General features: G+C 65.2%; 24 protein-coding genes and 4 tRNA genes. 18 read left to right on the top strand and 10 right to left on the bottom strand.

The features are described from left to right. Nucleotides 1-2: 2 nt before the first annotated feature. From clpX to tig, 3 genes are read right to left on the bottom strand one after another with little or no spacing between them, the layout of a single operon-like run. Nucleotides 3-1,274 carry an ATP-dependent Clp protease ATP-binding subunit ClpX gene (clpX, locus tag OXG30_16860; GenBank protein ID MCY4136564.1) on the bottom strand — a complete coding sequence of 424 codons (1,272 nt, stop codon included), beginning with the start codon at nt 1,272-1,274 and terminating at the stop codon, nt 3-5. Nucleotides 1,275-1,288: 14 nt separating this feature from the next. Beyond that, nucleotides 1,289-1,921 carry an ATP-dependent Clp protease proteolytic subunit gene (locus OXG30_16865; protein MCY4136565.1) on the bottom strand — a complete coding sequence of 211 codons (633 nt, stop codon included), beginning with the start codon at nt 1,919-1,921 and terminating at the stop codon, nt 1,289-1,291. Next, complete coding sequence (gene tig / locus OXG30_16870) at nt 1,918-3,285, bottom strand: trigger factor (GenBank protein ID MCY4136566.1); 1,368 nt, start codon at nt 3,283-3,285, stop codon at nt 1,918-1,920. The genes OXG30_16865 and tig overlap by 4 nt, the downstream gene beginning before the upstream one ends. A gap of 86 nt (nt 3,286-3,371) precedes the next feature. Between tig and OXG30_16875 the strand changes: the two genes are divergently transcribed. Continuing rightward, nucleotides 3,372-3,442: transfer RNA gene (locus OXG30_16875), tRNA-Gly, on the top strand. Between the two features lie 79 nt (nt 3,443-3,521). Here the strand turns inward: OXG30_16875 and OXG30_16880 are convergent. The 3 genes from OXG30_16880 to OXG30_16890 all read right to left on the bottom strand — a co-directional run bounded on the left by OXG30_16880 (nt 3,522) and on the right by OXG30_16890 (nt 4,394). After that, a complete protein-coding gene (locus OXG30_16880) occupies nt 3,522-3,962 on the bottom strand; it encodes a PIN domain-containing protein (protein MCY4136567.1) in 441 nt (146 codons plus the stop codon). 6 nt (nt 3,963-3,968) lie between these two features. Next, nucleotides 3,969-4,199: a CopG family transcriptional regulator gene (locus OXG30_16885; protein MCY4136568.1), complete on the bottom strand. Its 231-nt coding sequence runs from the start codon at nt 4,197-4,199 to the stop codon at nt 3,969-3,971. 120 nt (nt 4,200-4,319) lie between these two features. After that, nucleotides 4,320-4,394: transfer RNA gene (locus OXG30_16890), tRNA-Arg, on the bottom strand. 149 nt (nt 4,395-4,543) lie between these two features. Between OXG30_16890 and OXG30_16895 the strand changes: the two genes are divergently transcribed. The 10 genes from OXG30_16895 (at nt 4,544) to OXG30_16940 (ending at nt 12,406) form a co-directional block, all read left to right on the top strand. Next, the gene (locus OXG30_16895; protein MCY4136569.1) at nt 4,544-5,449 is read left to right on the top strand and encodes a haloalkane dehalogenase; all 906 of its coding nucleotides are present in this window, start codon (nt 4,544-4,546) and stop codon (nt 5,447-5,449) included. Between the two features lie 69 nt (nt 5,450-5,518). Continuing rightward, nucleotides 5,519-5,596: transfer RNA gene (locus tag OXG30_16900), tRNA-His, on the top strand. A gap of 4 nt (nt 5,597-5,600) precedes the next feature. Further along, nucleotides 5,601-5,674: transfer RNA gene (locus OXG30_16905), tRNA-Lys, on the top strand. Between the two features lie 114 nt (nt 5,675-5,788). Further along, nucleotides 5,789-6,490: a B12-binding domain-containing protein gene (locus tag OXG30_16910; protein MCY4136570.1), complete on the top strand. Its 702-nt coding sequence runs from the start codon at nt 5,789-5,791 to the stop codon at nt 6,488-6,490. A gap of 2 nt (nt 6,491-6,492) precedes the next feature. After that, entirely contained in the window at nt 6,493-7,101 is a 609-nt protein-coding gene (locus OXG30_16915; GenBank protein MCY4136571.1) for a DUF1638 domain-containing protein, read from the top strand. A 32-nt stretch (nt 7,102-7,133) separates the two neighbouring features. Next, on the top strand, nt 7,134-7,454 hold the full coding sequence (locus tag OXG30_16920; protein MCY4136572.1) for a virulence factor: 321 nt from the start codon (nt 7,134-7,136) through the stop codon (nt 7,452-7,454). Then, the gene (locus OXG30_16925; protein MCY4136573.1) at nt 7,451-8,353 is read left to right on the top strand and encodes a dihydropteroate synthase; all 903 of its coding nucleotides are present in this window, start codon (nt 7,451-7,453) and stop codon (nt 8,351-8,353) included. Before OXG30_16920 ends, OXG30_16925 begins: the two co-directional genes overlap by 4 nt. Further along, nucleotides 8,350-10,419 carry an ASKHA domain-containing protein gene (locus tag OXG30_16930; protein ID MCY4136574.1) on the top strand — a complete coding sequence of 690 codons (2,070 nt, stop codon included), beginning with the start codon at nt 8,350-8,352 and terminating at the stop codon, nt 10,417-10,419. Before OXG30_16925 ends, OXG30_16930 begins: the two co-directional genes overlap by 4 nt. After that, a complete protein-coding gene (locus OXG30_16935) occupies nt 10,416-11,951 on the top strand; it encodes a trimethylamine methyltransferase family protein (GenBank protein ID MCY4136575.1) in 1,536 nt (511 codons plus the stop codon). Before OXG30_16930 ends, OXG30_16935 begins: the two co-directional genes overlap by 4 nt. A 20-nt stretch (nt 11,952-11,971) precedes the next feature. Further along, nucleotides 11,972-12,406 carry a GFA family protein gene (locus tag OXG30_16940; protein MCY4136576.1) on the top strand — a complete coding sequence of 145 codons (435 nt, stop codon included), beginning with the start codon at nt 11,972-11,974 and terminating at the stop codon, nt 12,404-12,406. A 17-nt stretch (nt 12,407-12,423) separates the two neighbouring features. On the opposite strand, the gene OXG30_16945 is transcribed toward OXG30_16940, so the two are convergent. After that, nucleotides 12,424-12,714 (bottom strand): hypothetical protein, encoded by a 291-nt coding sequence (locus OXG30_16945; GenBank protein MCY4136577.1) that lies wholly within the window; start codon nt 12,712-12,714, stop codon nt 12,424-12,426. A 446-nt stretch (nt 12,715-13,160) separates the two neighbouring features. Here OXG30_16945 and OXG30_16950 point away from each other — a divergent pair, with 446 nt between their 5' ends. From OXG30_16950 to OXG30_16965, 4 genes are read left to right on the top strand one after another with little or no spacing between them, the layout of a single operon-like run. Beyond that, nucleotides 13,161-13,904, top strand: coding sequence for an IclR family transcriptional regulator (locus tag OXG30_16950; protein ID MCY4136578.1), 744 nt, complete (start codon nt 13,161-13,163; stop codon nt 13,902-13,904). Between the two features lie 53 nt (nt 13,905-13,957). Beyond that, complete coding sequence (locus OXG30_16955; GenBank protein ID MCY4136579.1) at nt 13,958-15,148, top strand: RtcB family protein; 1,191 nt, start codon at nt 13,958-13,960, stop codon at nt 15,146-15,148. A 60-nt stretch (nt 15,149-15,208) separates the two neighbouring features. After that, a complete protein-coding gene (locus OXG30_16960) occupies nt 15,209-15,487 on the top strand; it encodes a type II toxin-antitoxin system prevent-host-death family antitoxin (protein MCY4136580.1) in 279 nt (92 codons plus the stop codon). Further along, entirely contained in the window at nt 15,484-15,903 is a 420-nt protein-coding gene (locus OXG30_16965; GenBank protein MCY4136581.1) for a type II toxin-antitoxin system VapC family toxin, read from the top strand. The genes OXG30_16960 and OXG30_16965 overlap by 4 nt, the downstream gene beginning before the upstream one ends. Nucleotides 15,904-15,910: 7 nt before the next feature. On the opposite strand, the gene OXG30_16970 is transcribed toward OXG30_16965, so the two are convergent. Genes OXG30_16970 through OXG30_16980 form a run of 3 tightly spaced genes read right to left on the bottom strand, consistent with a single transcriptional unit; the run spans nt 15,911 to nt 20,209 of the window. Continuing rightward, on the bottom strand, nt 15,911-16,888 hold the full coding sequence (locus tag OXG30_16970) for an electron transfer flavoprotein subunit alpha/FixB family protein (GenBank protein MCY4136582.1): 978 nt from the start codon (nt 16,886-16,888) through the stop codon (nt 15,911-15,913). Next, nucleotides 16,888-17,664 carry an electron transfer flavoprotein subunit beta/FixA family protein gene (locus OXG30_16975; GenBank protein ID MCY4136583.1) on the bottom strand — a complete coding sequence of 259 codons (777 nt, stop codon included), beginning with the start codon at nt 17,662-17,664 and terminating at the stop codon, nt 16,888-16,890. The genes OXG30_16970 and OXG30_16975 overlap by 1 nt, the downstream gene beginning before the upstream one ends. A gap of 13 nt (nt 17,665-17,677) precedes the next feature. Continuing rightward, complete coding sequence (locus tag OXG30_16980; GenBank protein ID MCY4136584.1) at nt 17,678-20,209, bottom strand: FAD-dependent oxidoreductase; 2,532 nt, start codon at nt 20,207-20,209, stop codon at nt 17,678-17,680. A gap of 135 nt (nt 20,210-20,344) precedes the next feature. On the opposite strand from OXG30_16980, the gene OXG30_16985 reads away from it, so the two are divergent. From OXG30_16985 to OXG30_16995, 3 genes are all read left to right on the top strand, one after another. Further along, a complete protein-coding gene (locus OXG30_16985) occupies nt 20,345-21,229 on the top strand; it encodes a methylenetetrahydrofolate reductase (protein ID MCY4136585.1) in 885 nt (294 codons plus the stop codon). Nucleotides 21,230-21,398: 169 nt separating this feature from the next. Beyond that, a complete protein-coding gene (locus OXG30_16990) occupies nt 21,399-21,587 on the top strand; it encodes a DUF433 domain-containing protein (GenBank protein ID MCY4136586.1) in 189 nt (62 codons plus the stop codon). Between the two features lie 26 nt (nt 21,588-21,613). Next, a partial coding sequence (locus tag OXG30_16995) for a hypothetical protein (GenBank protein ID MCY4136587.1) occupies nt 21,614-21,806 on the top strand: 193 nt, incomplete at its 3' end.

Raw genomic sequence — 21,806 nt, forward strand, 5'->3', positions numbered from 1 at the left:
AGTCAGCTGGCCTGGCGGCGGGATCGGTCGGTTGAACGGGCTTTGGCCGCATTGAGCAGCTGAGGGGCTTCCTCACCGCGGACGGTATCGGCGCCGACCACGCATTGCACCACGTCGTCTCGGCTGGGCAGCTCGTACATCACGTCGAGCAGCACCTCTTCGAGGATGGCCCGAAGCCCACGGGCTCCCGTGTTGCGGGTGAGAGCCAGCTCGGCCACCTCCGACAGCGCGTCGTCGTCGATCATCAGCTCTACGTTCTCGAACTCGAAGAACTTGCAGTATTGCTTCACCAGGGCGTTTTTGGGCTCCACCAAGATCCGGACCAGCATGTCGCGCTCTAGGTGGGAGACAACCCCCACGACCGGCAGGCGCCCGATGAATTCGGGGATGAGGCCGAATTTGATCAGGTCCTCGGGCTGAACCTGGTTGAACAGCTCGCCGTGGTCCCGCTCGGTCTCAGTGCGGATGTCGGCGCCGAAGCCGACCCCCACATTGCCCACCCGGTTCTCGATGATCTGCTCCAAACCGGCGAAGGCCCCGCCCACGATGAACAGCACATTGGTGGTGTCGATCTGGATGAACTCCTGATGGGGGTGTTTGCGCCCGCCCTGGGGCGGCACCGAGGCGGTGGTCCCCTCCAGGATCTTCAGCAGAGCTTGTTGCACACCCTCGCCGGACACGTCTCGGGTGATCGACGGGTTCTCGCTCTTGCGGGAGATCTTGTCGATCTCGTCGATGTAGATGATGCCGGTCTCCGCCTTCTTGACGTCGTAGTCGGCGGCCTGGATGAGCTTGAGGAGAATGTTCTCCACGTCCTCGCCCACGTACCCGGCTTCGGTCAGCGCGGTGGCGTCGGCGATGGCGAAAGGCACGTTGAGCATCCGAGCCAGGGTCTGGGCCATCAGCGTCTTGCCGCACCCGGTGGGGCCGAGCAGCAGGATGTTCGACTTGGACAGCTCCACCTCGGGGTCGGACGAGCCCATCTGCACCCGCTTGTAGTGGTTGTACACCGCCACCGACAGGATCCGCTTGGCGTGCTCCTGGCCGATGATGTAGTCGTTCAAAAAGGAATAGATCTCCTGGGGCTTGGGGAGCTCCTTGAAGCCGACGTCGGTGCCCTCGGCCAGCTCCTCCTCGATGATCTCGTTGCAGAGGTCGATGCACTCGTCGCAGATGTAGACACCGGGCCCGGCGATCATCTTCTTGACCTGCTTCTGAGTCTTGCCGCAGAAGCTGCACTTGAGAAGTTCCCCCCCCTCTCCGAACTTCGCCACGGTCTTTGCTCCCCCTATCGGATGGCCGTGATCGGGCCGGCGGATTCCACGGCGTCACGCGACGAGATGACCTCGTCTATGAGCCCGTACTCTTTGGCGTCCTCGGCTGTCATCACATAGTCGCGATCGGTGTCCTGCTTGACCTTCTCCAGATCTTGGCCGGTATGGCGGGCCAAAAGCAGTTCCAGTTGGTCTTTGAGCCGCTGGATCTCCCGGGAGGCGATCTCGATGTCGGACACCTGCCCGGACGCCCCCGCATAGGGCTGGTGGATCAGCATCCGGGAGTGGGGCAGCGCCAAGCGCTTGCCGGGCGCCCCCGCCGCCAGCAGCACCGCGGCAGCCGAGGCGGCCTGGCCGAAGCAGATAGTGGTGATGTCGGGCTTCAAGTACTGCATGGTGTCGTAGATGGCGAACATGGCGTTGATGTCGCCCCCCGGACTGTTGATGTAGAGGTTTATGTCCTTGTCGGGGTTCTCCGACTCCAGGTGCAGCAGTTGTGCGCAGATCAGGTTGGCCACCGTGTCGTCGATGGGAGTGCCCAAGAAGATGATGTTCTCCTTGAGCAGCCGGGAATAGAGGTCGAACGAGCGCTCACCCCGGTTGGTCTGCTCGACCACGACGGGCACCATGTAGTTCTGAGGGTTCATGTGGTTTGGCTCTCGATGGTGTTGGGGGGAAGGTCAGACTCGTCGTCCGGGTTCAGGCTAGAGCGTTCGACGGGGTTTCCGTCGAGATCGGTTATCTCGACCTGCTCCAACACCCATTCCCAGGTTTTGCGCATCTGCGCGTCTAATCGTACCCCCTTGAGACGGCTTTCATCGTCAGCGAATAACGAAGACTTGAGCTCGTCGGCCGTTTGGCCCACCTGAGCGGCGAGGGCGGCCAGCTCGAAATCCACGTCCTCATCAGCGGCTTCAATGGACTCCGCCGCCGCTACCGCCCGTAGGGCCAGGTCGGTTTTTGCCTCTTGCAGGGCCGGTTCCCGCAGTCCCTCGGCCAGCTCCTCGGAGGTCTGGCCTATGGCTTCCAGATAGCCCTCTATCTCGATGCCCTGGCTGCTCAGGCGCATTTCGAGGGTGCGGATGCGGTGCGCCACCTCGGCATCCACCAGAGCGTCGGGAATGTCGTCGGTCACCAATTCGGCGAGCTGTTCTCCCACCTGGCGGCCCAGCGAGTTCAAGGCGTTGACCCGCTTGTGGTAGGCGATGTTCTCGGTGACGTCGGCCCGCAGTTCTTCGGCGGTGTCGAACTCGGAGGCCTCTTGGGCGAACTCGTCGTCGAAGTCGGGCAGGATCGTCTCCTGCACTTCTTTGACCAGGATGCGGAACCGCAAGAACCCGCCCTCGTCGGGGTCGGGGTGCTTGGCGTTGAACTCCAAGATGTCGCCGGCCTTGGATCCTCGAAGCTCCTCGTCGATCTCGGGCACCACGGCTCCTTGGCCCACCTCGTAGGCGTATTCGTCCACGGTGAGGCCCTCGACCTCTTCGCCGTTGTAGGAGCCGTAGATGTCCATGGTCACGTTGTCGCCGTCGATCGCGGGCCGCGCCGCGGGAGCCAGGTCGCCAAATTGCTTGCGAAGCTGGTCGATCTGCTCGCTGATCTCCTCATCGGTAGGCTCGGGGCTGGGCACCTCAGCTTTGATCTGGTCGTAGCCGGTGATGGTGATGAGAGGGCGCACTTCCACAACGGCATCGAAGCTGACCGGGCCGTCCTCGGCGCCGCTGGTGATGTCTATCTCCGGAGGGGCGATGACGTCGACGTCGTGGTCGACAACGGCCTGGGCGTAGTACTCGGGCACCGCATCGCTGAGGGCCTCCCCCCGAGCAGCCTGAGGACCCAGCCGGGCCTCCAGTACCCGCCGGGGTGCCTTGCCGGGACGGAATCCGGGAAGGCGCACCTGGCGGGCGAGCTTGCGGAAGGCCTCGTCGAGCTTCTCCTCGAATTCGTCGGCCTCGATGTCCACCGACACCTTGACCCGGTTGCCCTCCAGCGCCTCGACTGTGCTCCTCACAGGGTCCGCATTTTACCGACGACCCCCTGAATCCTCGTGTCGTAGCCGGTGGCCGCGACCACTGGATATCATGAACGCCCAGCCCTGCGGGTGTAGTTCAGTGGTAGAACCCCAGCCTTCCAAGCTGATGACGCGAGTTCGATTCTCGTCACCCGCTCTCTTCGCAATGCGCCCCCGGCACAAATCGAACACTTTGCAAAAGCCCTGACTCGAATGGCGTCTCCATCAGCAAACCATCAACCCAAGTTGGCTTTGGTCACGGGGTTTATCCATTCCAGCTCGGTGAAGCGGGCAAAGTCGGAATCAGCCGAGACGATGGAAAGTCCGTGCTCAAGGCAAAGGGCGGCGAGCACCGCGTCAGGAATGAGGTTGGCGCTCAGATGCAAGTCGCGCACTAATCGGCCCAGGATCTCCCGGTGGCCATGACCAGGCAGGGGCACCCAGGAGTTCCGGGCATCCAGCCACGACTCGACGATGGCCCAGGCGTCGCCAGGCCCCAAGGGAGTGGCCATGGCCCGAGGGTTGGTGGCGATTCGCAGGAATCCGGTCAAGGACTGCCAGGGCAGCGCCACCCGCCTTGATCCGTTCAGAGCGGCTTCCAACCACTCCTTCGACGTCAGATGGTAGAGGCTGTCTTCATCAACTGCATACAACAAGATGTTGGCATCGACCAGCACCTGGGCTCACCGGGCCTTGGGGCCTTCAAGAAGATCGATGGCATCGACCACGTTGCTCACATCGATCTTCAACCCCAACAAATGGGTCTGCTGGACGAACGGCGCGCCATCCAACTCGACCAGCAGTCCGCGGCGAACCATATGGTTGACCGCCTCCGACACCCCCATACCAGTATCCCGCCGCACCTGAGCCAACGCCTTGGCGGTGTCTTCGTCGAACTCGACCGTGGTCCTCATGCGCTGACCTTAGCATGGAAAAGCACGAATTCCCTCATGCACATGCGAACAAACCCCGCCGTGGAGCCCATGGGGCTTCCCCACCTCCACAAAGGAGGTCGAGTCCGCGGCATCAGAAAGCGCCCCCGGCAGGATTCGAACCTGCGACCTGATGATTAGAAGTCACCTGCTCTGTCCGGACTGAGCTACAGGGGCGGGCTGGCACATTTGCCAATCGTTTCGAGTGTATTGCCCGCCCGAGCCTGGCCAGTGCCAGGTTTGCGGTGACCAGCAGTGACGACAACGGGCGGACACGTCTGCGGCAGTAGCGTCGGGTTATGGCTGATATGACCACTGCTGGCGGGATTGCGTATATCCGCACTCCGGAAGAGCGGTTTGCCGGGATCGACGACTATCCGTACGAGCCGCGCTATGTCAACATTGACGGGTTGCGGATGGCCTATGTGATGGCGGAGCCAGATGGAGCTGGCGATGGCACGGCCACGATTTTGCTGTTGCACGGCGAGCCGACGTGGGGGTACTTGTACCGCAAGATGATCCCGCCGTTAGTGGAGGGTGGTTGCCGCGTGCTGGTTCCCGATCTGATCGGGTTCGGGCGCTCGGACAAGCCGGTGGAACGCTCGGCCTACACCTATGAAGGCCATGTGAAGTGGATGCGGGAGTTCTTGGCCGCCACCGCTGCCGAGCGGGGCGCTGGGCCGCTCCATCTGTTCGGTCAAGACTGGGGCGGACTCATCGGGCTGCGGATTGCTGCGGAGAATCCCGATCCACTCGATCGGCTGGTCCTGGCCAACACCGGGCTGCCTGAAGGCCAGTCGCCCGGGGCGGGCTTCGAGTTCTGGCTCCAGTTCAGCCAGGATGTGGAGTACCTCGACTGCGGCCGGCTGGTGGACAACGCCACCGCGACCGAGTTGAGCGAAGCGGCCCAAGAGGCCTATCGGGCGCCGTTCCCCGATGAGGCCTACATGGCCGGGGCCCGCCACTTCCCCATGCTGGTGCCGATCTCGCCTGACGATCCCGCCGTTCCCTCCAACCGGGCGGCCTGGAAGGTGCTGGAACAGTGGACCAAGCCGGTGCTCACCCTGTGGGCCCCTGACGATCCCGTGCTGGGCGGCGGACAGGCGGCCATCAGCGAGCGAATCCCCGGTGCCGCTGGCCAGCCCCACGCCCAGTTCCGACCGGCCAGCCATTTCATTCAGGAAGATCAAGGCCTCGCCCTAGCCGAGGCCATCATCGCCTGGCTCGGCTGAGCGGGTACCGGCGCAGGTGCCAAATGGTTTCCCCGTATCCGGCTGCTGCCCATAGAATGACCAGGCTTGCGGGCCGTAGCTCAGTCAGGTTAGAGCGCCGGGTTGTGGTCCCGGAGGTCGGGGGTTCAAATCCCCTCGGTCCGCCCAACAAGCCCCTCTAGCTCAATTTGGCAGAGCAACGGACTCTTAATCCGCAGGTTCTGGGTTCAAGTCCCAGGGGGGGTACAACTCAGGCAGACGCAACTTCTTCGTGCTACAGTGACACTGTTCCGCATTGCGGTACTGGTCCACAGTATGGAACCCGACCTGGGGTCCAGCACCACAGAAGGAGTGTGTCGTATGACTGACACGCCCGAGATCGACGACATCGATCTGTCGAGTCTGAACGACGAAGACCTGTGCGCGCAGATGCACGACGACTTATACGACGGCCTCGCCGACGAGATCCACGAGGGCACCAACATCCTGCTGGGCCGGGGCTGGCCCGCCGACAAGGTGCTGGACGAGGCGCTGGTGGAGGGGATGCGCATCGTGGGCATCGACTTCCGCGACGGCATCCTGTTCGTGCCCGAGGTGCTGCTCGCCGCCAACGCCATGAAGGCGGGCATGGCCATCCTGCGGCCACTGCTGGCCGAGACCGGCGCAGAGCCCATCGGCAGCGTGGTGATCGGCACGGTCAAGGGCGACATCCACGACATCGGCAAGAACCTGGTGGCCATGATGCTGGAAGGCGCCGGGTTTGAGGTGACCGATCTGGGTATCAACACCGACGTGGAGGAGTTCATCGCGGCACTCGACGAGCACCAGCCCGACATCTTGGGCATGTCGGCACTGCTCACCACCACCATGCCCTACATGAAGGTGGTCATCGACACCCTGGTGGAGAAGAGCCTGCGGGAGGACTTCATCGTGCTGGTGGGCGGCGCCCCCCTCAATGAGGAGTTCGGCGAGGCCATCGGCGCCGATGCGTACTGCCGCGACGCGGCGGTGGCCGCCGAGACCGCCAAGCAGCTGGTAGCGGCCCGACGAGCCGCGAGCTGATCATGGACCGGGTGCTCGTGGTGGCCTGCGGGGCCCTGGCCAAGGAATTGCGCCACCTCATCTCGGCCCTCGAGATCGAGGGGGGCGGCCCCGACATCGACCTCGAGTGCCTGCCGGCCAAGCTGCACAACCGCCCGGAGCTGATCCCCGAGGCGGTGCGAGATAGGGTGCGGGCCGCCCGCGGCCGCTACCAAACCATTCTGGTGGGCTACGCCGACTGCGGCACCGGGGGCCTGCTCGACAAGGTGTGCCGAGAAGAAGGAGTAGAACGCCTTCCCGGCCCCCATTGCTATGAGCTCTATGCCGGGGCTGAAGCGTTCGCCCAACTTCAAGACCAAGAGTTGGGCACGCTGTACCTCACCGACTATCTGGTGCGGCATTTCGAGCGACTGATTCTGGAGGGGCTGGGCATTCTGGACCACCCCGAGCTGCAAGACGTCTATTTCAAGAACTACACCCGGCTGGTGTACCTGTCACAAGAGCACGACCCCGATCTGGACCGATTGGCCCGACAAGCGGCCGACCGCCTGGGGCTGCGCTTCGAGAAGGCGGTCACCGGCTACGGAGGTTTGGTCGATGCGCTGGTAGAGATCCGGGAGCGAGCCGCGTGAGTCGGCGGCGGGGGAGTAACGGCAACCTAGTGGTGATCTGTTGGCGGGACATCCCCGCTCAGGTGAACGCCGGCTCGGGATCCTCAAAGATCCAGCGCATCCTCCCCCGCCGCTTCCAACGCGCGATCGACGAAGCCGCCATGGTGGCCGGCAAGACCCAGGCTTCACAATATGTGGGCGAGTGGCGCCGCAAGGTGATCCCGGGCGATCCCAATGATCCCGAGGGTGCCGCCTTGAGGGCCGCCGAGGAGCTTGAGGCCGCGTTCCCGCGGGAGCGGCTCAAAGAATTCGTAGCCACCGGGGGCTGGGACCCGGACAACGCAACCGTGAGTCCCCAGGAGGCGACAACGTGACCGAAACCGTGCTCAGCTCGGCGACCAAAGAGGTGGTGATCGGTTTCGACCGCCCCTTCGTGATGATCGGCGAGCGGATCAACCCCACCGGGCGCAAGCTGCTGACCGAGGAGATGAAGGTCGGCGACTTCAGCCGAGTGGAGGCCGACGCCTTGGCCCAGGTGGCCGCCGGCGCCCACATGCTGGACGTGAACGCCGGCATCCCGCTGGCCGACGAGCCCGCGCTGCTGGCTCGGGCCATCAAGCTGGTGCAGTCGGTGACCGACGTGCCGCTGTCCATCGACTCGTCGATCATCGAGGCGCTGGAGGCGGGCATCGCGGTGTACGACGGCAAGCCGCTGATCAACTCGGTCACCGGCGAGGAAGAAGTGCTGGAGCGGGTGCTTCCCCTGGTGGCCCGCCACAGCGCCGCGGTGGTGGCCATCTCCAACGACGAGACCGGCATCAGCGAAGATCCCGACGTCCGCTTCAAAGTGGCCCGCAAGATTGTGGAGCGGGCCTCCGACCACGGCATCCCCCGCTCCGATGTGGTGGTGGACCCACTGGTCATGCCCATCGGGGCCATGGGCACCGCGGGCCAGCAGGTGTTCCGCCTGGTTCGGCGCATCCGGGAAGAGCTCGGGGTGAACACCACCTGCGGGGCCAGCAACGTGAGCTTCGGCCTACCCAACCGCCACGCGATCACCGGCACGTTCTTGGCCATGGCCATCGGCGCCGGGATGACATCGGCCATCATGAATCCCTTGCACGCCGAGGTAAAGCAGGCGGTGATGGCCGCCGACGTGCTGGCCGGGCACGACCAGGACTGCATGGCGTGGATCGCCGAGAACAGGGACCCGACCGCGGCCGGGGAGGGGGCGGCCCGCCGTCGAGGAGGACGTCGCCGGGCCGCAGTATGAGCTCCGAGCACCGTGTGGTGTTCACCCCCAGCGGCATCGAGGCAACCGCCGCCGAGGGGTCGACGGTGCTGGACGCGGCTCGAACCGCCGGGGTGGACATCGACTCGGTGTGTGGAGGCCGAGGGCTGTGCGGCCGCTGCCAGGTGTCCCCCAGCACCGGCCAGTTCGCCAAGTGGGGGCTGACGAGCACTGACGACGCCCTCTCCGCGCCCGGCCCCACCGAGCTCGACTACCGAGGGCGCCGCCCGTTGGAAGCAGGCCATCGGCTGAGCTGTCAGGCCGCCGTGCTGGGCGACGTGGTGATCGACGTCCCGCCCCAGAGCCAAGTACACAGCCCGGTGGTGCGAAAGGCGGTCGATCTAGGCGAGATCACCCTCGACCCGGTAGTGACCCTCCACTATCTGGAACTGCCCATCGCCGTGCTGGGCGACGAGATCTCCGATGCCGAACGGCTGGTCGGCGCTTTGGACGACGACTGGGACCTGTCCGACGTTGAAGTTCCCGCTTCAGCACTGCCCGCCTTGTCTTCGGCGATCGCACAGGGGAACGGGGCGGTCACCGCCGTGGTCCACACCCGACGGCAGTACTCAACACATGCCGAAGACGGCGAGGTGGTCGAGCGACGGGTGCTCACGGTGCGACCGGGGTATTCCGATGCGGAATTTGGCGTGGCGGTGGATGTGGGCTCGACCACCGTGGCCGGCTACCTGCTGGATTTGGCCACTGGTGAAGTGGCTGCCACCGCAGGGCGCATGAACCCGCAGATCCGTTTCGGCGAGGACCTGATGAGCCGGGTGTCCTACGCCATGTTGAACCCCGGCGGCACCGCCGAGCTGACCACGGCGGTGCGGTCGGCCATCGACAACGTGATCGGCGAGCTCTGTGAGGCCGCGGCCATCGACCGAACCGACGTCTGCGATCTCGTGATGGTGGGAAATCCGATCATGCACCACCTGGTGCTGGGCATCGACCCCACCCCGCTGGGCGCAGCCCCGTTCACATTGGCCGTGCGCGACGGGGTGTGGGCCAACGCCAGCGACATCGGCGTGGACCTGCCCGGCGCATCCCTTTATGTGGGGCCGTGTATCGCCGGCCATGTGGGCGCCGACGCGGCGGCGGCCCTGCTGGCCGAAGGGCCGCACCGGTCCCCCTGCCCTCAGCTGTTGGTGGACGTGGGAACCAATGCCGAGATCGTGCTGGGCGACGGCCAGAAAGTGTGGGCGGCGTCGAGTCCTACTGGGCCCGCATTCGAAGGTGCCCAGATCAGCTGCGGACAAAGAGCCACCGCCGGGGCAATCGAAGGGGTGCGGATCGACCCCGCCACGCTGGAGCCCCGTTTCAAGGTGATCGGCTGCGATCTGTGGTCCGATGACCCCGGCTTTGAAGACGCGTTGGGCTCTCTGGAGGTGTCCGGGCTGTGCGGTTCGGGAATCATCGAGGTGATTGCGGAGATGTTCCTCGTCGGGATCATCGACCACCGAGGAGTCATCAGCGGTGAGTTGGCCGAGCGCAGCCCCCGCATCATCGCCGACGGTCGGACGTATTCCTATGTGCTCCAAACCCAGCCGGTTCCGCTTTCGGTGACCCAGAACGACGTGCGAGCAGTGCAGTTGGCCAAGGCGGCGCTGCGGGCCGGCATAGACCTGCTCTTCGAGCACGCCGGGATCGCCGAGGTGGCCGATGTGAGGTTGGCCGGAGCGTTCGGTGCCCACATCAGTCCGGTTCACGCCATGGTGCTGGGTTTGGTGCCCGACGGGCCGGTAGAGGGGGTCAAAGGGGTGGGCAACGCTTCGGGGGCGGGCGCGGCCCGGATGCTGCTTTCGGGATCACAGCGGGCCGAGACCGAGCACGCCGCCCGGGAAGTGGTCAAGATCGAGACCGCTACCGAGGCCCGTTTCCAGGAGTTGTTCGTGGCCGCCATGTCGCTGCCTCATGAGACCGCCCCGACCCCCCACTTGATGCAAGCGGTGGATTTGCCATCGCGATCAACAACCGATAGCGAGACTGCCGAACCCAAGCGGCGCAGACCAGCCCGCCGACAGCATGCGATGCAGGAGCAACGATGAGCGAGCGACAAGGCCGACGCGGCGGTGGACGGGCCGGTCGCCAGGCGGCCCGGGCAGCCAGCCAAATATTGGCCGCCCCGGTGCTGGAACGGCGCCTGCCACCGGTGGAGATCATCGACGAGGCCGGGCTGGCCCAGATTGAGGAGAACGCCGAGACCATCCTGGCCGAGGTGGGCGTCGCCTTCCAGGACTACTCCGACGCGCTCGACCTGTGGCGGGATGCCGGTGCCGACGTGGACGGCCAGCTTGTGCGGTTCCCCCGGGGAATGTGCCGTCAGATCGTGACCGACAACGCCCCGGCCACCTACATCCAGCACGCCCGAAACCCCGAGCGCAGCGTGAGCATCGGAGACAGCACCACCGTGTTCGTGCCCAACTACGGCTCGCCGTTTGTCACCGATCTGGATCAGGGCCGGCGCTACGCCACCCTGGCCGACTTCGAGAACGTGGTGAAGCTGGCCTACCGCCTCCCCCACCTGCACCACAGCGGGGGCACCGTGTGCGAGCCGGTGGACGTGCCGGTGGAGGTGCGCCACCTCGACATGGTGTACGCCCACCTCCGCTACAGCGACAAGCCCTTCATGGGCTCGGTGACCAGCGCGGCCCGCGCCGCCGACTCGGTGGAGTTGGCCCGCATCGCATTCGGCGGCGACCTGGCCGACCGCACGGTTATGACCTCGCTGATCAACGCCTCATCCCCCATGCGGTGGGACGCCACCATGCTGGGCGCGGCCACGGTGTACGCCCGGGCCAACCAGGCCAGCATCATCAGCCCGTTCATCCTGGCCGGGGCCATGTCGCCGGTGACGGTGGCCGGCCTGTGCGCCCAAGCCCTGGCCGAGGCGCTGTCGGGCATGGCCTACCTTCAACTGGTGCGGCCCGGGTCGCCCGTTGTCTTCGGGACATTCGCCTCATCGATGTCGATGGCCACCGGCGCTCCCACTTTCGGCACCCCCGAGGCGGCCCAGGCCATCTTTGTGATGGCCGCGCTGGCCCGGCGCTGCGGAGTGCCATTCCGCTCCGGGGGTCAGCTCACCGCCTCCAAGGCCGCTGATGCCCAAGCGGCCTATGAGTCGGCCCAGACGCTGTTGCCCACCGTGCAGGCCGGGGTCAACTTTGTGCTCCACGCGGCGGGGTGGCTGGAGGGGGGCCTGACCCTGGGCTATGAGAAGCTCATAATGGACGCCGACCAACTCGGCGCCATGGAGGTCCACGCCCGAGGGGTGGACCTGAGCGACAACGGTCAGGCCATGGAGGCGTTCCGCACCAACACCCATGGCGATCACTTTCTGGGCAACGCCCACACTCTGGCCAACTTCGAGACCGCCTTCTGGCGCTCGGAAGTGGCCGACAACAACAGCTACGAGCAGTGGTCCGAAGAGGGCTCGCTCACCGCAGCCCAGCGGGCCAACACCCGCTGGAAAGAACTGCTGGCCGACTACCAGCCACCCCCCATCGACGACGCCATCCACGCCGAGCTGCAAGATTTCCTGGCCCGCCGCAAAGCCGAGATCGCCAGCGAGCAAGCATGACCTGAACAAAGGAGCGGACCATGGCCGATTCGTTGACCGGACGGTGTATGTGCGGGGCCGTGACCTATGTGATCGACGGCCCGGCCCGGGACGTGTGGAACTGCCATTGTGTGCGGTGTCGGCAGTGGACGGGGCACTTCACCGCGGCCACCGGCTGCCGACGCGACCACCTTCGCCTGATCACCGAAGACACGCTGGAGTGGTACCACCCCGAGGAATGGCCTCACGTGGCCTACGGCTTCTGCCATCGGTGCGGAAGCTCGTTGTTCTGGAAGGTGCTAGCTGTGCCTCCGGGAGAGTCGGAGCACCAGCTAGACAACATTGCGATCTGGGCCGGAACCCTCGACGCACCCACCGGGCTGTCGACTGAGTTGGCGATATACGCCGAGGAGGCCTCCGACTACCACAGGCTCGACTCCAGCATCGAGACCTATCCCCTCGACCAGCCGAGCTAAGTGATCACTGTTGATCGTCAAGCAGAAACGACCTCTTCAGACACTTCGGAGCGACCGTATCGCTGGCGAGCGGCTTCCCCTGAAGTGCCCAGCATCGCACCAATTGCGGCCCATGAATGCCCATCACGGCGAGCCAGTGCCACGGCTTCACCCAGCTGCCGCTCAGCTTCGGCCCGTGCCCGAAATGCGGCATAAACGGTCCTGAGCGCCGTGGCATCTTTCACGTTGGCCTCAACAGGTTCATGCTGCTCGAACCGTGTAGCCAGTTCTTCAGCCTGGTCCAGTATTTCCTGCATTGTTCGCGGCATTACCTCATCCAAGATGCCTCGGGCGGGCTGGCATCGCATGAACGATGGCCGGTCCGCTGTCACCGTCAATCACACCCACCTCAAGTAGATTCCCAGAGAGGTCAGGGCCAACAAACATGGTGAAGCCCTCGTCGAGGCTCTCAATTCGAATCGGATTGCGAAGCACGTGGATCATGCTGTCTTCTCGAATTCCATGCCGCCTGGCACTAGGTGCTACTACAGGAATCATAGTCTAGCAAGTTAGCTTGTGACCCATGGAGCTAGGACCTCCGGATGTGGACTAGGGGCAAAGAACTGACCGGCTCCTCACAACGATCCCAAGTGGATTCCCAATAGTACTATTTCAGTATATTACCATATTTTTCAATATACCAACATTTCAGCAGCACAAGATTTTCGCTGTTCCGTATCGTGGAACGGTTTTGTTTGCGGGGTAGTCTGCGGACATGGCGGTGCAATCGGTTGAGCGGGCGTTTCTTCTGCTGCGCACGCTGGCGCAAGGGCCGTTGGGGGTGACCGATCTAGCCGAAAGGGTGGAGTTGCCCAAGAGCACGGTGGCCCGGCTGTTGTCCGCGTTGGAGTCTGAGGGCGCAGTGGCGCAGGTCGAGGCTGGAGGGGCCTATCGAATCGGAGACGGCCTGATCGACATTGCCGGCGTAGTCCCCGCGGGCCGCAACCTCATCACCGCCGCCCGCCCCCACCTATTGGAGTTGACCGAAGCGACGGGGGAAGCGGCCGGCCTGTCGATCATCGACAACGGCCGGGCCCATTACCTGGACCAAACCCAGATCTCCTCCGACATCCAAATCCGGGACTGGACCGGCGAGTACACCCCGATTCATGTCGTGGCCGCGGGACTGGTCATGCTGGCCCACCTCCCCGCCGACCAGCAGGATGAATTCCTCGCCCAACCGCTTGAGGTCTGCACCCAGTGGACCGTTGTCGACCCTGAAGCGATACGAGATCGCCTAACCCAGATCCGCAGTCTGGGATATGCCTGGGTCTATGAAGAGTTTGTGGAGGATCTGAACTCGGTGGCCGCTCCTGTGCTCGACATGGACGGACAACCGCTAGCCGCCCTCCATATCCACGGACCGGCCTATCGCTTCCCCGATCCCGACCTGGCCCACGACCACGGCCTCGCTGTGGCGGCTGCCGCCAATCGCCTCGCCGCGCAGCTTTCTGCCTGATCAGCGGACGAAAATCGCTGGTCGCAGATCCTGAGATCCAGAAGAATGGGGCAATGAGCAGGCACGGGCCGGCGACGGTGGAAGCAGGAGCGGGTCGCTCGGTGGTGAGCTGGGCGTTCGACGCGGAGCCGGAGACCCTCTTGCAGGCCCAGCGGACCGCTCGCAGCCCGGCGGTGTCGGGGCCGGTGGCGCTCATGGCCGACGCCCATGTGGGCATGGGGGCCACCATCGGATCGGTAATCCCCACCGAGGCGGCCATCATTCCCGCCGCGGTCGGGGTGGACCTGGGCTGCGGGATGACCGCGGTCCGCACCTCGCACACCGCCTCGCAGCTGCCCGACGACCTCGGCGACGCGCTTGACGCCATCGCCGCCGCAGTTCCCGCGGGGTTCAACGCTCATCCGGAGGCCACGACGACAGCCCGCGACTGGCTGCGCGACCACCGGCTGCCCAACAAGGCGGCCGTCCACAACAAGGTCAAGGCCAAGATGGGGGCCCAGCTCGGCACGCTGGGAGGCGGCAACCACTTCATCGAGATGAGCCTGGACGCCGACGACGGCGTGTGGGTCGTGCTGCATTCCGGCTCTCGGGGCGTGGGCAACGCCTTGGCCACCATGCACATAAAGGCGGCGCAGAAGACCTGCCTGAAGGCAGGCCGGGAGTTGGAAGACCGCGATCTGGCCTACCTGGTGGAGGGCGACGATGGATTCGACGCCTACGCAGCCGACATGCTGTGGGCCCAGGACTACGCCCGGGCCAACCGGAAGCTGATGACGGCCGCCGTGCTGGGCGCACTGGCCTCCGCCACCGGGCTGGACTTCACGCCAATCGACACCGTCGATTGCCACCACAACTACGCCGAGAAGGAAACCCACGGCGGATCTGTGGTGTGGGTGACCCGGAAGGGCGCCATCCGAGCCCGACAGGGAGACCGAGGCGTCATCCCCGGCAGCATGGGCGACGACACCTACATCGTGTCAGGACTGGGATGTGCTGAGTCGTACTGCTCGGCGTCGCACGGAGCGGGCCGGCTGATGAGCCGCACCCGGGCCAAAAAGGAGATCACCCCCGAGCAGCTCGCCGAGCTGATGGAAGGGCGAACCTGGCAGGCCTCCCAGGCCGCCAAGCTGACCGACGAGGCCCCCGGCGCCTACCGCTCCATCGCCGCGGTCATGGATGCCCAGAGAGACTTGGTGGTCACCGACCACCGACTCACCGCCATTTTGAACTACAAAGGCTGCTGACTACCCGGAAACTGAATTTTGTGTCCTATCTAGTCGATTATATATGACTAGAATAGTCATATGAGTTCGGTATCGGTGTCTGACTTGAAGGCACGACTGTCCCACTACCTCCGCGAAGTCCAACGGGGCGGCGAGGTCCAAGTTCTCGACCGTGGCAAACCTGTTGCCCGGCTGGTCCCCCTAGCAGAGACCGGCGACGAGCAGCGAGAAAGGCTGATCAGCTCTGGTTTGCTGCGACCAGGCCGAGGCGATCCCCTCGCGATCCTTGACGAGACGCCCTTGGAATTGCCGACCAGCATCTCCGAGGCCTTGGAGGAAGACCGGGCTGATCGCCTGTGAGGTACTGGGATGCCTCGGCGCTCGTGCCGCTGATTGTCTCGGAGTCGGGCACCGATCAGACCCGCTCCTGGCTGGCCTCCGACAGCGAAATTGTGACGTGGGCTTGGACGCGAGTCGAGATCACCAGTGCGCTAGAGCGGCGCACTCGGGAGGGTGCGCTATCCCGAGATGCGAGGCGGATCGTTCTTGATCGACTCAACACGTTCGCTGACACTTGGGATGAGGTGGCAGAGATTCTGGCCGTCAGGTCGCAGGCAGGCTTGCTGCTGGCCCGACACCCTCTCCGCGCCGCCGACGCCGGACAACTCGGCGCGGCGCTGCTCGTGCAGGAGCAACTTGGTGGCTTTTTGGAGTTCTTGAGCTTGGACCGCCGGCTGTCGGAGGCTGCCGAGCTTGAGGGACTCCGAGTAGCTTGAGCAAACCTCAGGCCCGCCGGCGTTTGATCTCTTCGGCGATGGCGGGGATGACTTCGTGAAGGTCGGCGATGACGGCCCAGTCGGCTTTGACCACCATGTTGGCCTCGGGGTCGATGTTGATGGCCAGGATGTGCTTGCTGGCCTTGGCCCCCACCCAGTGCTGGATGGCGCCGGAGATGCCCGAGGCGATGTAGATCTCAGGGGTGATGCGGGTGCCGGTTTGACCCACCTGATCGGAGTGGGGTCGCCAGCCGTTGTTGGTCACCGCCCGGCTGCAACCCACCCGGCCGCCCAACATGGCAGCCAATTCCTCAAGCGGGGCAAACGCCTCCGGCGAGCCCACGCCCCGGCCGCCGCCGATCACCACCGGTGCGGTCGACAGGGTGACTCCGGCCTCCAATACCACCCGGTCTTTGACCATGGTGCGGGCCAGCGATGGATCCAGTTCGATGTCCACTGCCTCGATTGATGGCGAAGCGGCTGCCTCTGCTCGTTCGGCGGCCAACGTGTGCAAGCCAGTGGTCAATAACGGCCGCTCCGATGCCAACCGGGCGTCTTCTAGCAGCGAGCCGCCCCATTGCTGACGGGTCATGGTCCACTCCCCTGCTCCGCTGTAGGCCTGGACGTCGATGCAGTTGGCCACCATCGGCAGATCGAGTCGGGCGGCCACCTGGGCCATGATCTCGTTGCCCCGCTCGCTGCCCCCGGCCAGCACCGCGCCCGGTTCCAGCCGTCGAATCAATTCGGCCGCTGCCTCTCCCCATGCCTCGGGACCAAAGTCTGCCAGCACGTCGCTGACCACGGTGTAAACCGCCTCAGCGCCGAAGGCCCCGGCTTCGGCCACCAGATCGGCGTCGTCGCCGCCGATCAGCGCAGCATGCAGCGGCACTCCCATCTGGGCGGCCAGGCCGCGCCCGAAGGTCAGCGCCTCCCGGGCGGCCTCGTCCATGGTGCCCCGGTCGTGCTCCAGGACCACCAGCAGCATCACAGCACACCCAACTCTTCGAGCACGTCCACCACTGCGGCGGCTGCCTCGGGGCTGTTGCCCAAGATCTCCGTCTCGGTGACCGTTTCCCGGGGCCGGTGCAACCGCACCAGTGACTGCCCGCCGGGCTGGGCGTCGGAGTTCAACTCGGCGATCTCCAGCTTCTTGGACGCCAGCCGTCCCCGCATGGTCGGATACCGAGGCAGGTTGATGCCCTCCTTGACGCCTACGGCCGCGGGCATGGGCAGCTCGTACACCTCAAACCCGCCGTCGATCTCTCGGCGGGCCCGGACCACGCCATCGCCGGCCTCAGGGGCCACCTCGATGCCCTTGATGCCGTTGACGATGGGACGGCCCAAGGCGTAGGCCACCCGCACCCCCACCTGAAAGCCCCCCGAGTCGGCTGACTCGTTGCCGAACACCAGCAGGTCGAACGGGCCGTCGGAGGCTTCCAAGCCCTGGATGGCCTCGGTGAGCGCGGCGGCGGTGCGCTGGGGATCCCAGGCCGAGCCGTCGGTGGCCACCAGCACGCCGTGGTGGGCGCCCACCGAGGCGGCATAGCGCAGCTGCTCGGCCGCCTCCGGGGGACCCAGAGTCAACACGGTGACCTCGCCGCCGTGGCGCTCGGTGAGCTGCACTGCCTCCTCCACACCGCACTCCTCATGGGGGCTGGTGGCAAAGCCCAGATGGGCGGCGTCCACGGCCAGGCCGTCGGCGGTCACATTGATCTTGGCCCCGGGCGCCGCCACCCGCTTCACGCAGCACAAGATCCTCATGGCTACTGCCCCGCTAGCTTCTCAACCGAGAGTCGTCGGGGTCGAACACCGCGCCGGTGCCGACCACCCTCACCGGGAACAGCTCGTTCATGTACATCACCTGGAGGTCGGTTCCCGGCTGAGCCAACTCGGCGGGCAGATAGGCCATCAGCAGGTGCCTGTCCACCGACGGCCCCGGCCCCGCGGTGGTCACCCGCGACACCCGCCCGTGGGAGTCGGTGATCCGCTGGCCGTCCTGGGTCAGGATCGGCTCGTTGCCCCCCTGTATGTAGCGCTTGCGGCCCTGGCTGTCGGTCAAGTCCTCCACGGTGAGCACGCACATCGACACCTCGGGGTCGCCCATCTCCCGGGCGGCCAGGTAGGGCTCCTTGCCGATGAACGACGCCGCCTTCACCTTGGGCCGGGCCAGGCCGGCCTCCAGCGGGTTGTACTCGCTCTCCAGCTCGGCCCCCATGAGCCGGTAGCCCTTCTCGAGCCGTCCCGACGTGCCATACACCCCGCCGCCGGTGGGGCGCAGCCCGTAGTCGGCCCCCACCGCCATGAGGGCATCCCACAGCACCGGGCCATCGTCCCAGGCGGCGTAGATCTCCCAGCCGGTGTCGCCCACATAGGAGATGCGGAACAGCACAGCCTCAATGGTGCGACCCCCGCAGTTCAGCTCCACGTCCACCAGCGAGCCGTAGGGCGAGCCGTCTTGGCTGAGGTCTTGGCTGGTCAGCGCCCCGATCACGTAGGGGGCGTTGGGCCCCCACACCCCGAGGGTGGTGATCTGGTCGGTGATGTTGGCGAAGCTCACCGAGCCGTCGACAGGCATGTGGCGGCGGGCCCAGAACTCGTCGCGCCCGCCGTCGAACACGCCGGTCACGATGCGCACCTGTTCCTCTCCCATCCGCATCATGGTCAGATCGGAGTGGAACCCGCCGTCGGGGGTCAGCCACGGGGTGTAGATGGAGCGGCCCACCGGCACGTCCACCTTGTTGACCGCCAGATAGTCGGCGTAGGCCACCGCGCCGGGCCCGGTCAGCTCAAAGATCTGGAAGGCGCTGAGGTCCACCATCCCGCAGTTCTCCCGCAGGTTGAGGTGCTCGGCCACGGTGATGGGGCTCCACCATCGGGCGTCCCACTCCACCTCCCGGCCCTTCACCTCATAGCGATCCACCAGGTCGGCGTTGGACTCGAACCATTGGGGCCGCTCCCAGGTGCGGGCCTGGAAAAAGTCAGCCCCCAGGTCTTGCTGGCGGGAGAAGTAGGGGCCCACCCGCAGGTTGCGGCGGCTCTCCCACTGCTCTTGGGGGTGGACGATGCCGTAGGTCTTGTTGAAGTGCTCCGCGGAGCGGGCCCAGATGTGGTCGTCGCCCCGCTCCTCGGGGTAGAAGCGCGACACATCGGCACCGTGGACGTCGATCACCCGGGGATAGCCGAAGGTCATCCACTCGGCCACCACCTGGGCCATGCCCGGCCCCTCCTTCACCCAGATGGCCGCGGCCGACCACAGGTTGCGGACTTCGGGCAACTCCCCCAGACACGGCATGGCGTCGGGGGTGAGCGACAGCAGGCCGTTGATGGCGTACTTGATCTCGGCATCGCCCAGCATGTCCATCAGTTCGATGGCCTGCTCCATTTGGAGGTCAAAGTCGTCGGGCGTGAACGGCATCTCGGTGGGCGACAGGGCGGATTCCTCGTTGGAGGGGATGTCGTCAGGGTGGTGGAAGATGGGCCGGTGGGCGTACGACCCCACCTCCATCGACCCGGCTGACTGGCGCTCGTAGCAGAAGGTGTCCATGTCCCGGACGATGGGATAGCCGATCTCATTGTTGGTCTCGGCCAGGATGTCGAGGGGGCCGACGTCGGCCATCTGATGCACGGCGGGCACCAGCGGGATGTAGGCGTCGGCCATGTTGGCCACCCGGTTCGACCACACCCCGCAGGCGATCACCACGTACTCGGTCTCGATGGTGCCTTTGTCGGTGACCACCGCTTTGACCGTGCGGTCGCCGGGGTTGGGACCGTCTTCGGTGATGATGTCGAGCACCTCGGTGTTGGCCGCCACGTGGCAGCCCCCGTTCACCGCCACGTTGCGCATCTGGGTGCCGGTCTCCAAAGAGTCCACCACTGAGACCGTGGGGCAGTAGAAGCCCTCCAGCACTATGTCGGTGTTGACGAACGGCACCAGTTCTTTGACCTCTTCGGGGGTCAGCAGGTGGGCCTCTATGCCCCAGGCGGTAGCCGAGGTCATGCGCCGCTTGAGCTCGTCTACGCGCTCTTGGGTGCGGGCCACCTCGATGCCGCCGGAGTCCACCGAAAGCCCCAGGTCGCGGTATTGGTTGGCGCTCTGCTCCCCCAGCAGGCACATCTCCTTGTTGTGGTCCACCGGGAAGATGAAGTTGGAGGCGTGGCCGGTGGACCCGCCGGGGTTGGGCAGCGGGCCCTTGTCCAGCAGCACCAGATCAGTCCAGCCCAGCTTGGACAGGTGCCCGACCAGGCAATTGCCCACGATTCCCGCGCCGATGACCACGCACTTGGCCTTTTCGGGGACATCAGCCATGTCCTGCCTCCAACGCTTCCATCGTGTGGACCTTGCTCGACTTATCGTCAATCATCTCGCCCAACTCGCTTCCTCAACAGGTCGTGCTGCCTGCAAGTATTGCACTTCTGGTCCGTATTATGGTACAGTTCCGTCATGCGGAACGACTCGGCCAGTCTATCGCGGTGGGAAGAGCCGCAACCGGCCGGGCCGAATCCTGATGTTCAGGAGCTTATTCGCAACTCGGCTTTCGAGATCATCCCGCTGAACAGCGCTTCTGAGGCCATAAACGCACTGCCCCCGAAGTCTCGGGTATCGATCACCGCATCGGCTGCCAAAGGCCAGGCCGCCACGCTGGAGCTGGCCGAAGAGCTGGTCAATCGGGGGCACCACGCCATCCCCCACTTCTCGGCCCGTTTGATTGGAGACCGCGGCCAAGTGAAGGATCTGGCCGCATGGGCCAAATACGTCGGGGTGACCACCGCCTTCGTCATCGGCGGGGACGCCACCGAGCCGGGCCCCTACCACGACGCCCATACCTTCATGCAGGACCTCTTCGAGCACGACCACGGCCTCGACACGGTGGGAGTGGCGGCCTATCCCGACGGCCATCCCCTCATCGGCGAGGACGTGCGCCGCCACGCCCTGTTCGCCAAACAGGAATTGCTGGCCGAGGCCGGTATGCGGGGCTATTGCAGCACCCAGATGTGCTTCGATCCGGCCCGGATCATCGCCTGGCTCAAGGCCGAGCGGAGCGACGGGCTGACCCTTCCGGTACACTTGGGCATCCCCGGTGCGGTGGAGCGAGCCAAGCTGCTCTCCATCGGCGCCCGCCTCGGAGTCGGCCAGTCTTTGCGCTATCTCCACAAGAACCGCCGCTCGATGGCCAAGCTGCTGGGCTCCTCAGCCCACGATCCCTCCGAACTGCTCGAAGCCCTCAGCAGCCAGCTAACCCCACCGGGCATCAACGGCCTGCACATCTTCACCTTCAACCAGGTTGAGACCACCGCCGCCTGGCGCCAAGCCCTCATCCACGGCTGACAACGCCTTTCCCCCTGATCGCCCCAAAATCCCAAAGCGGGTCAGCATCGAGAATTGCCGGTCCTGCCCTCAAGCCGACAGCCTCGGCTAGCGGTCAGGTGGCTTTGGGGTCGCCTTCGGGGGTGGATAATGAGAACCCAGGCGGCTCGCTCGGGAGTACGCTAGAGCCGTGGACCGAATCACAGTGAACCCCAACCAAATGGGTTGTGTGCCCTGTATTCGGGGACTGCGAGTCCCAGTCGCGACCGTGGTCAACATGATTGCCGAGGGAATGACCCCCGGCGAGGTCATTGCCGAGTTGCCCTCCCTTGAACTAGAGGACGTGACCGCGGCGCTGCGGTGCCGGTTTGCCGGTTGACTGGCCTGCCTCTAGCTTGGCGCTCTGTGACTCTGCTTTTTGGTTTGTTTGGCGATCGGCGGCCCCGGGGAGCGGTCGCTGCGCTCGCGGTCGTGGCGGGCCTGCTGGTGTCGCTTCTCAGCGCCGCTGGGACCGGCGCGCAGCCTGCATCTGAAGCCCACACACCCCCCCCCCCCCAGGAAATTGAGCAGCGCGACCAACTAATCGCCGACCAGGAAA

It is taken from the genome of bacterium, assembly GCA_026708015.1.
Classification (GTDB): domain Bacteria; phylum Actinomycetota; class Acidimicrobiia; order Acidimicrobiales; family Bin134; genus Poriferisocius.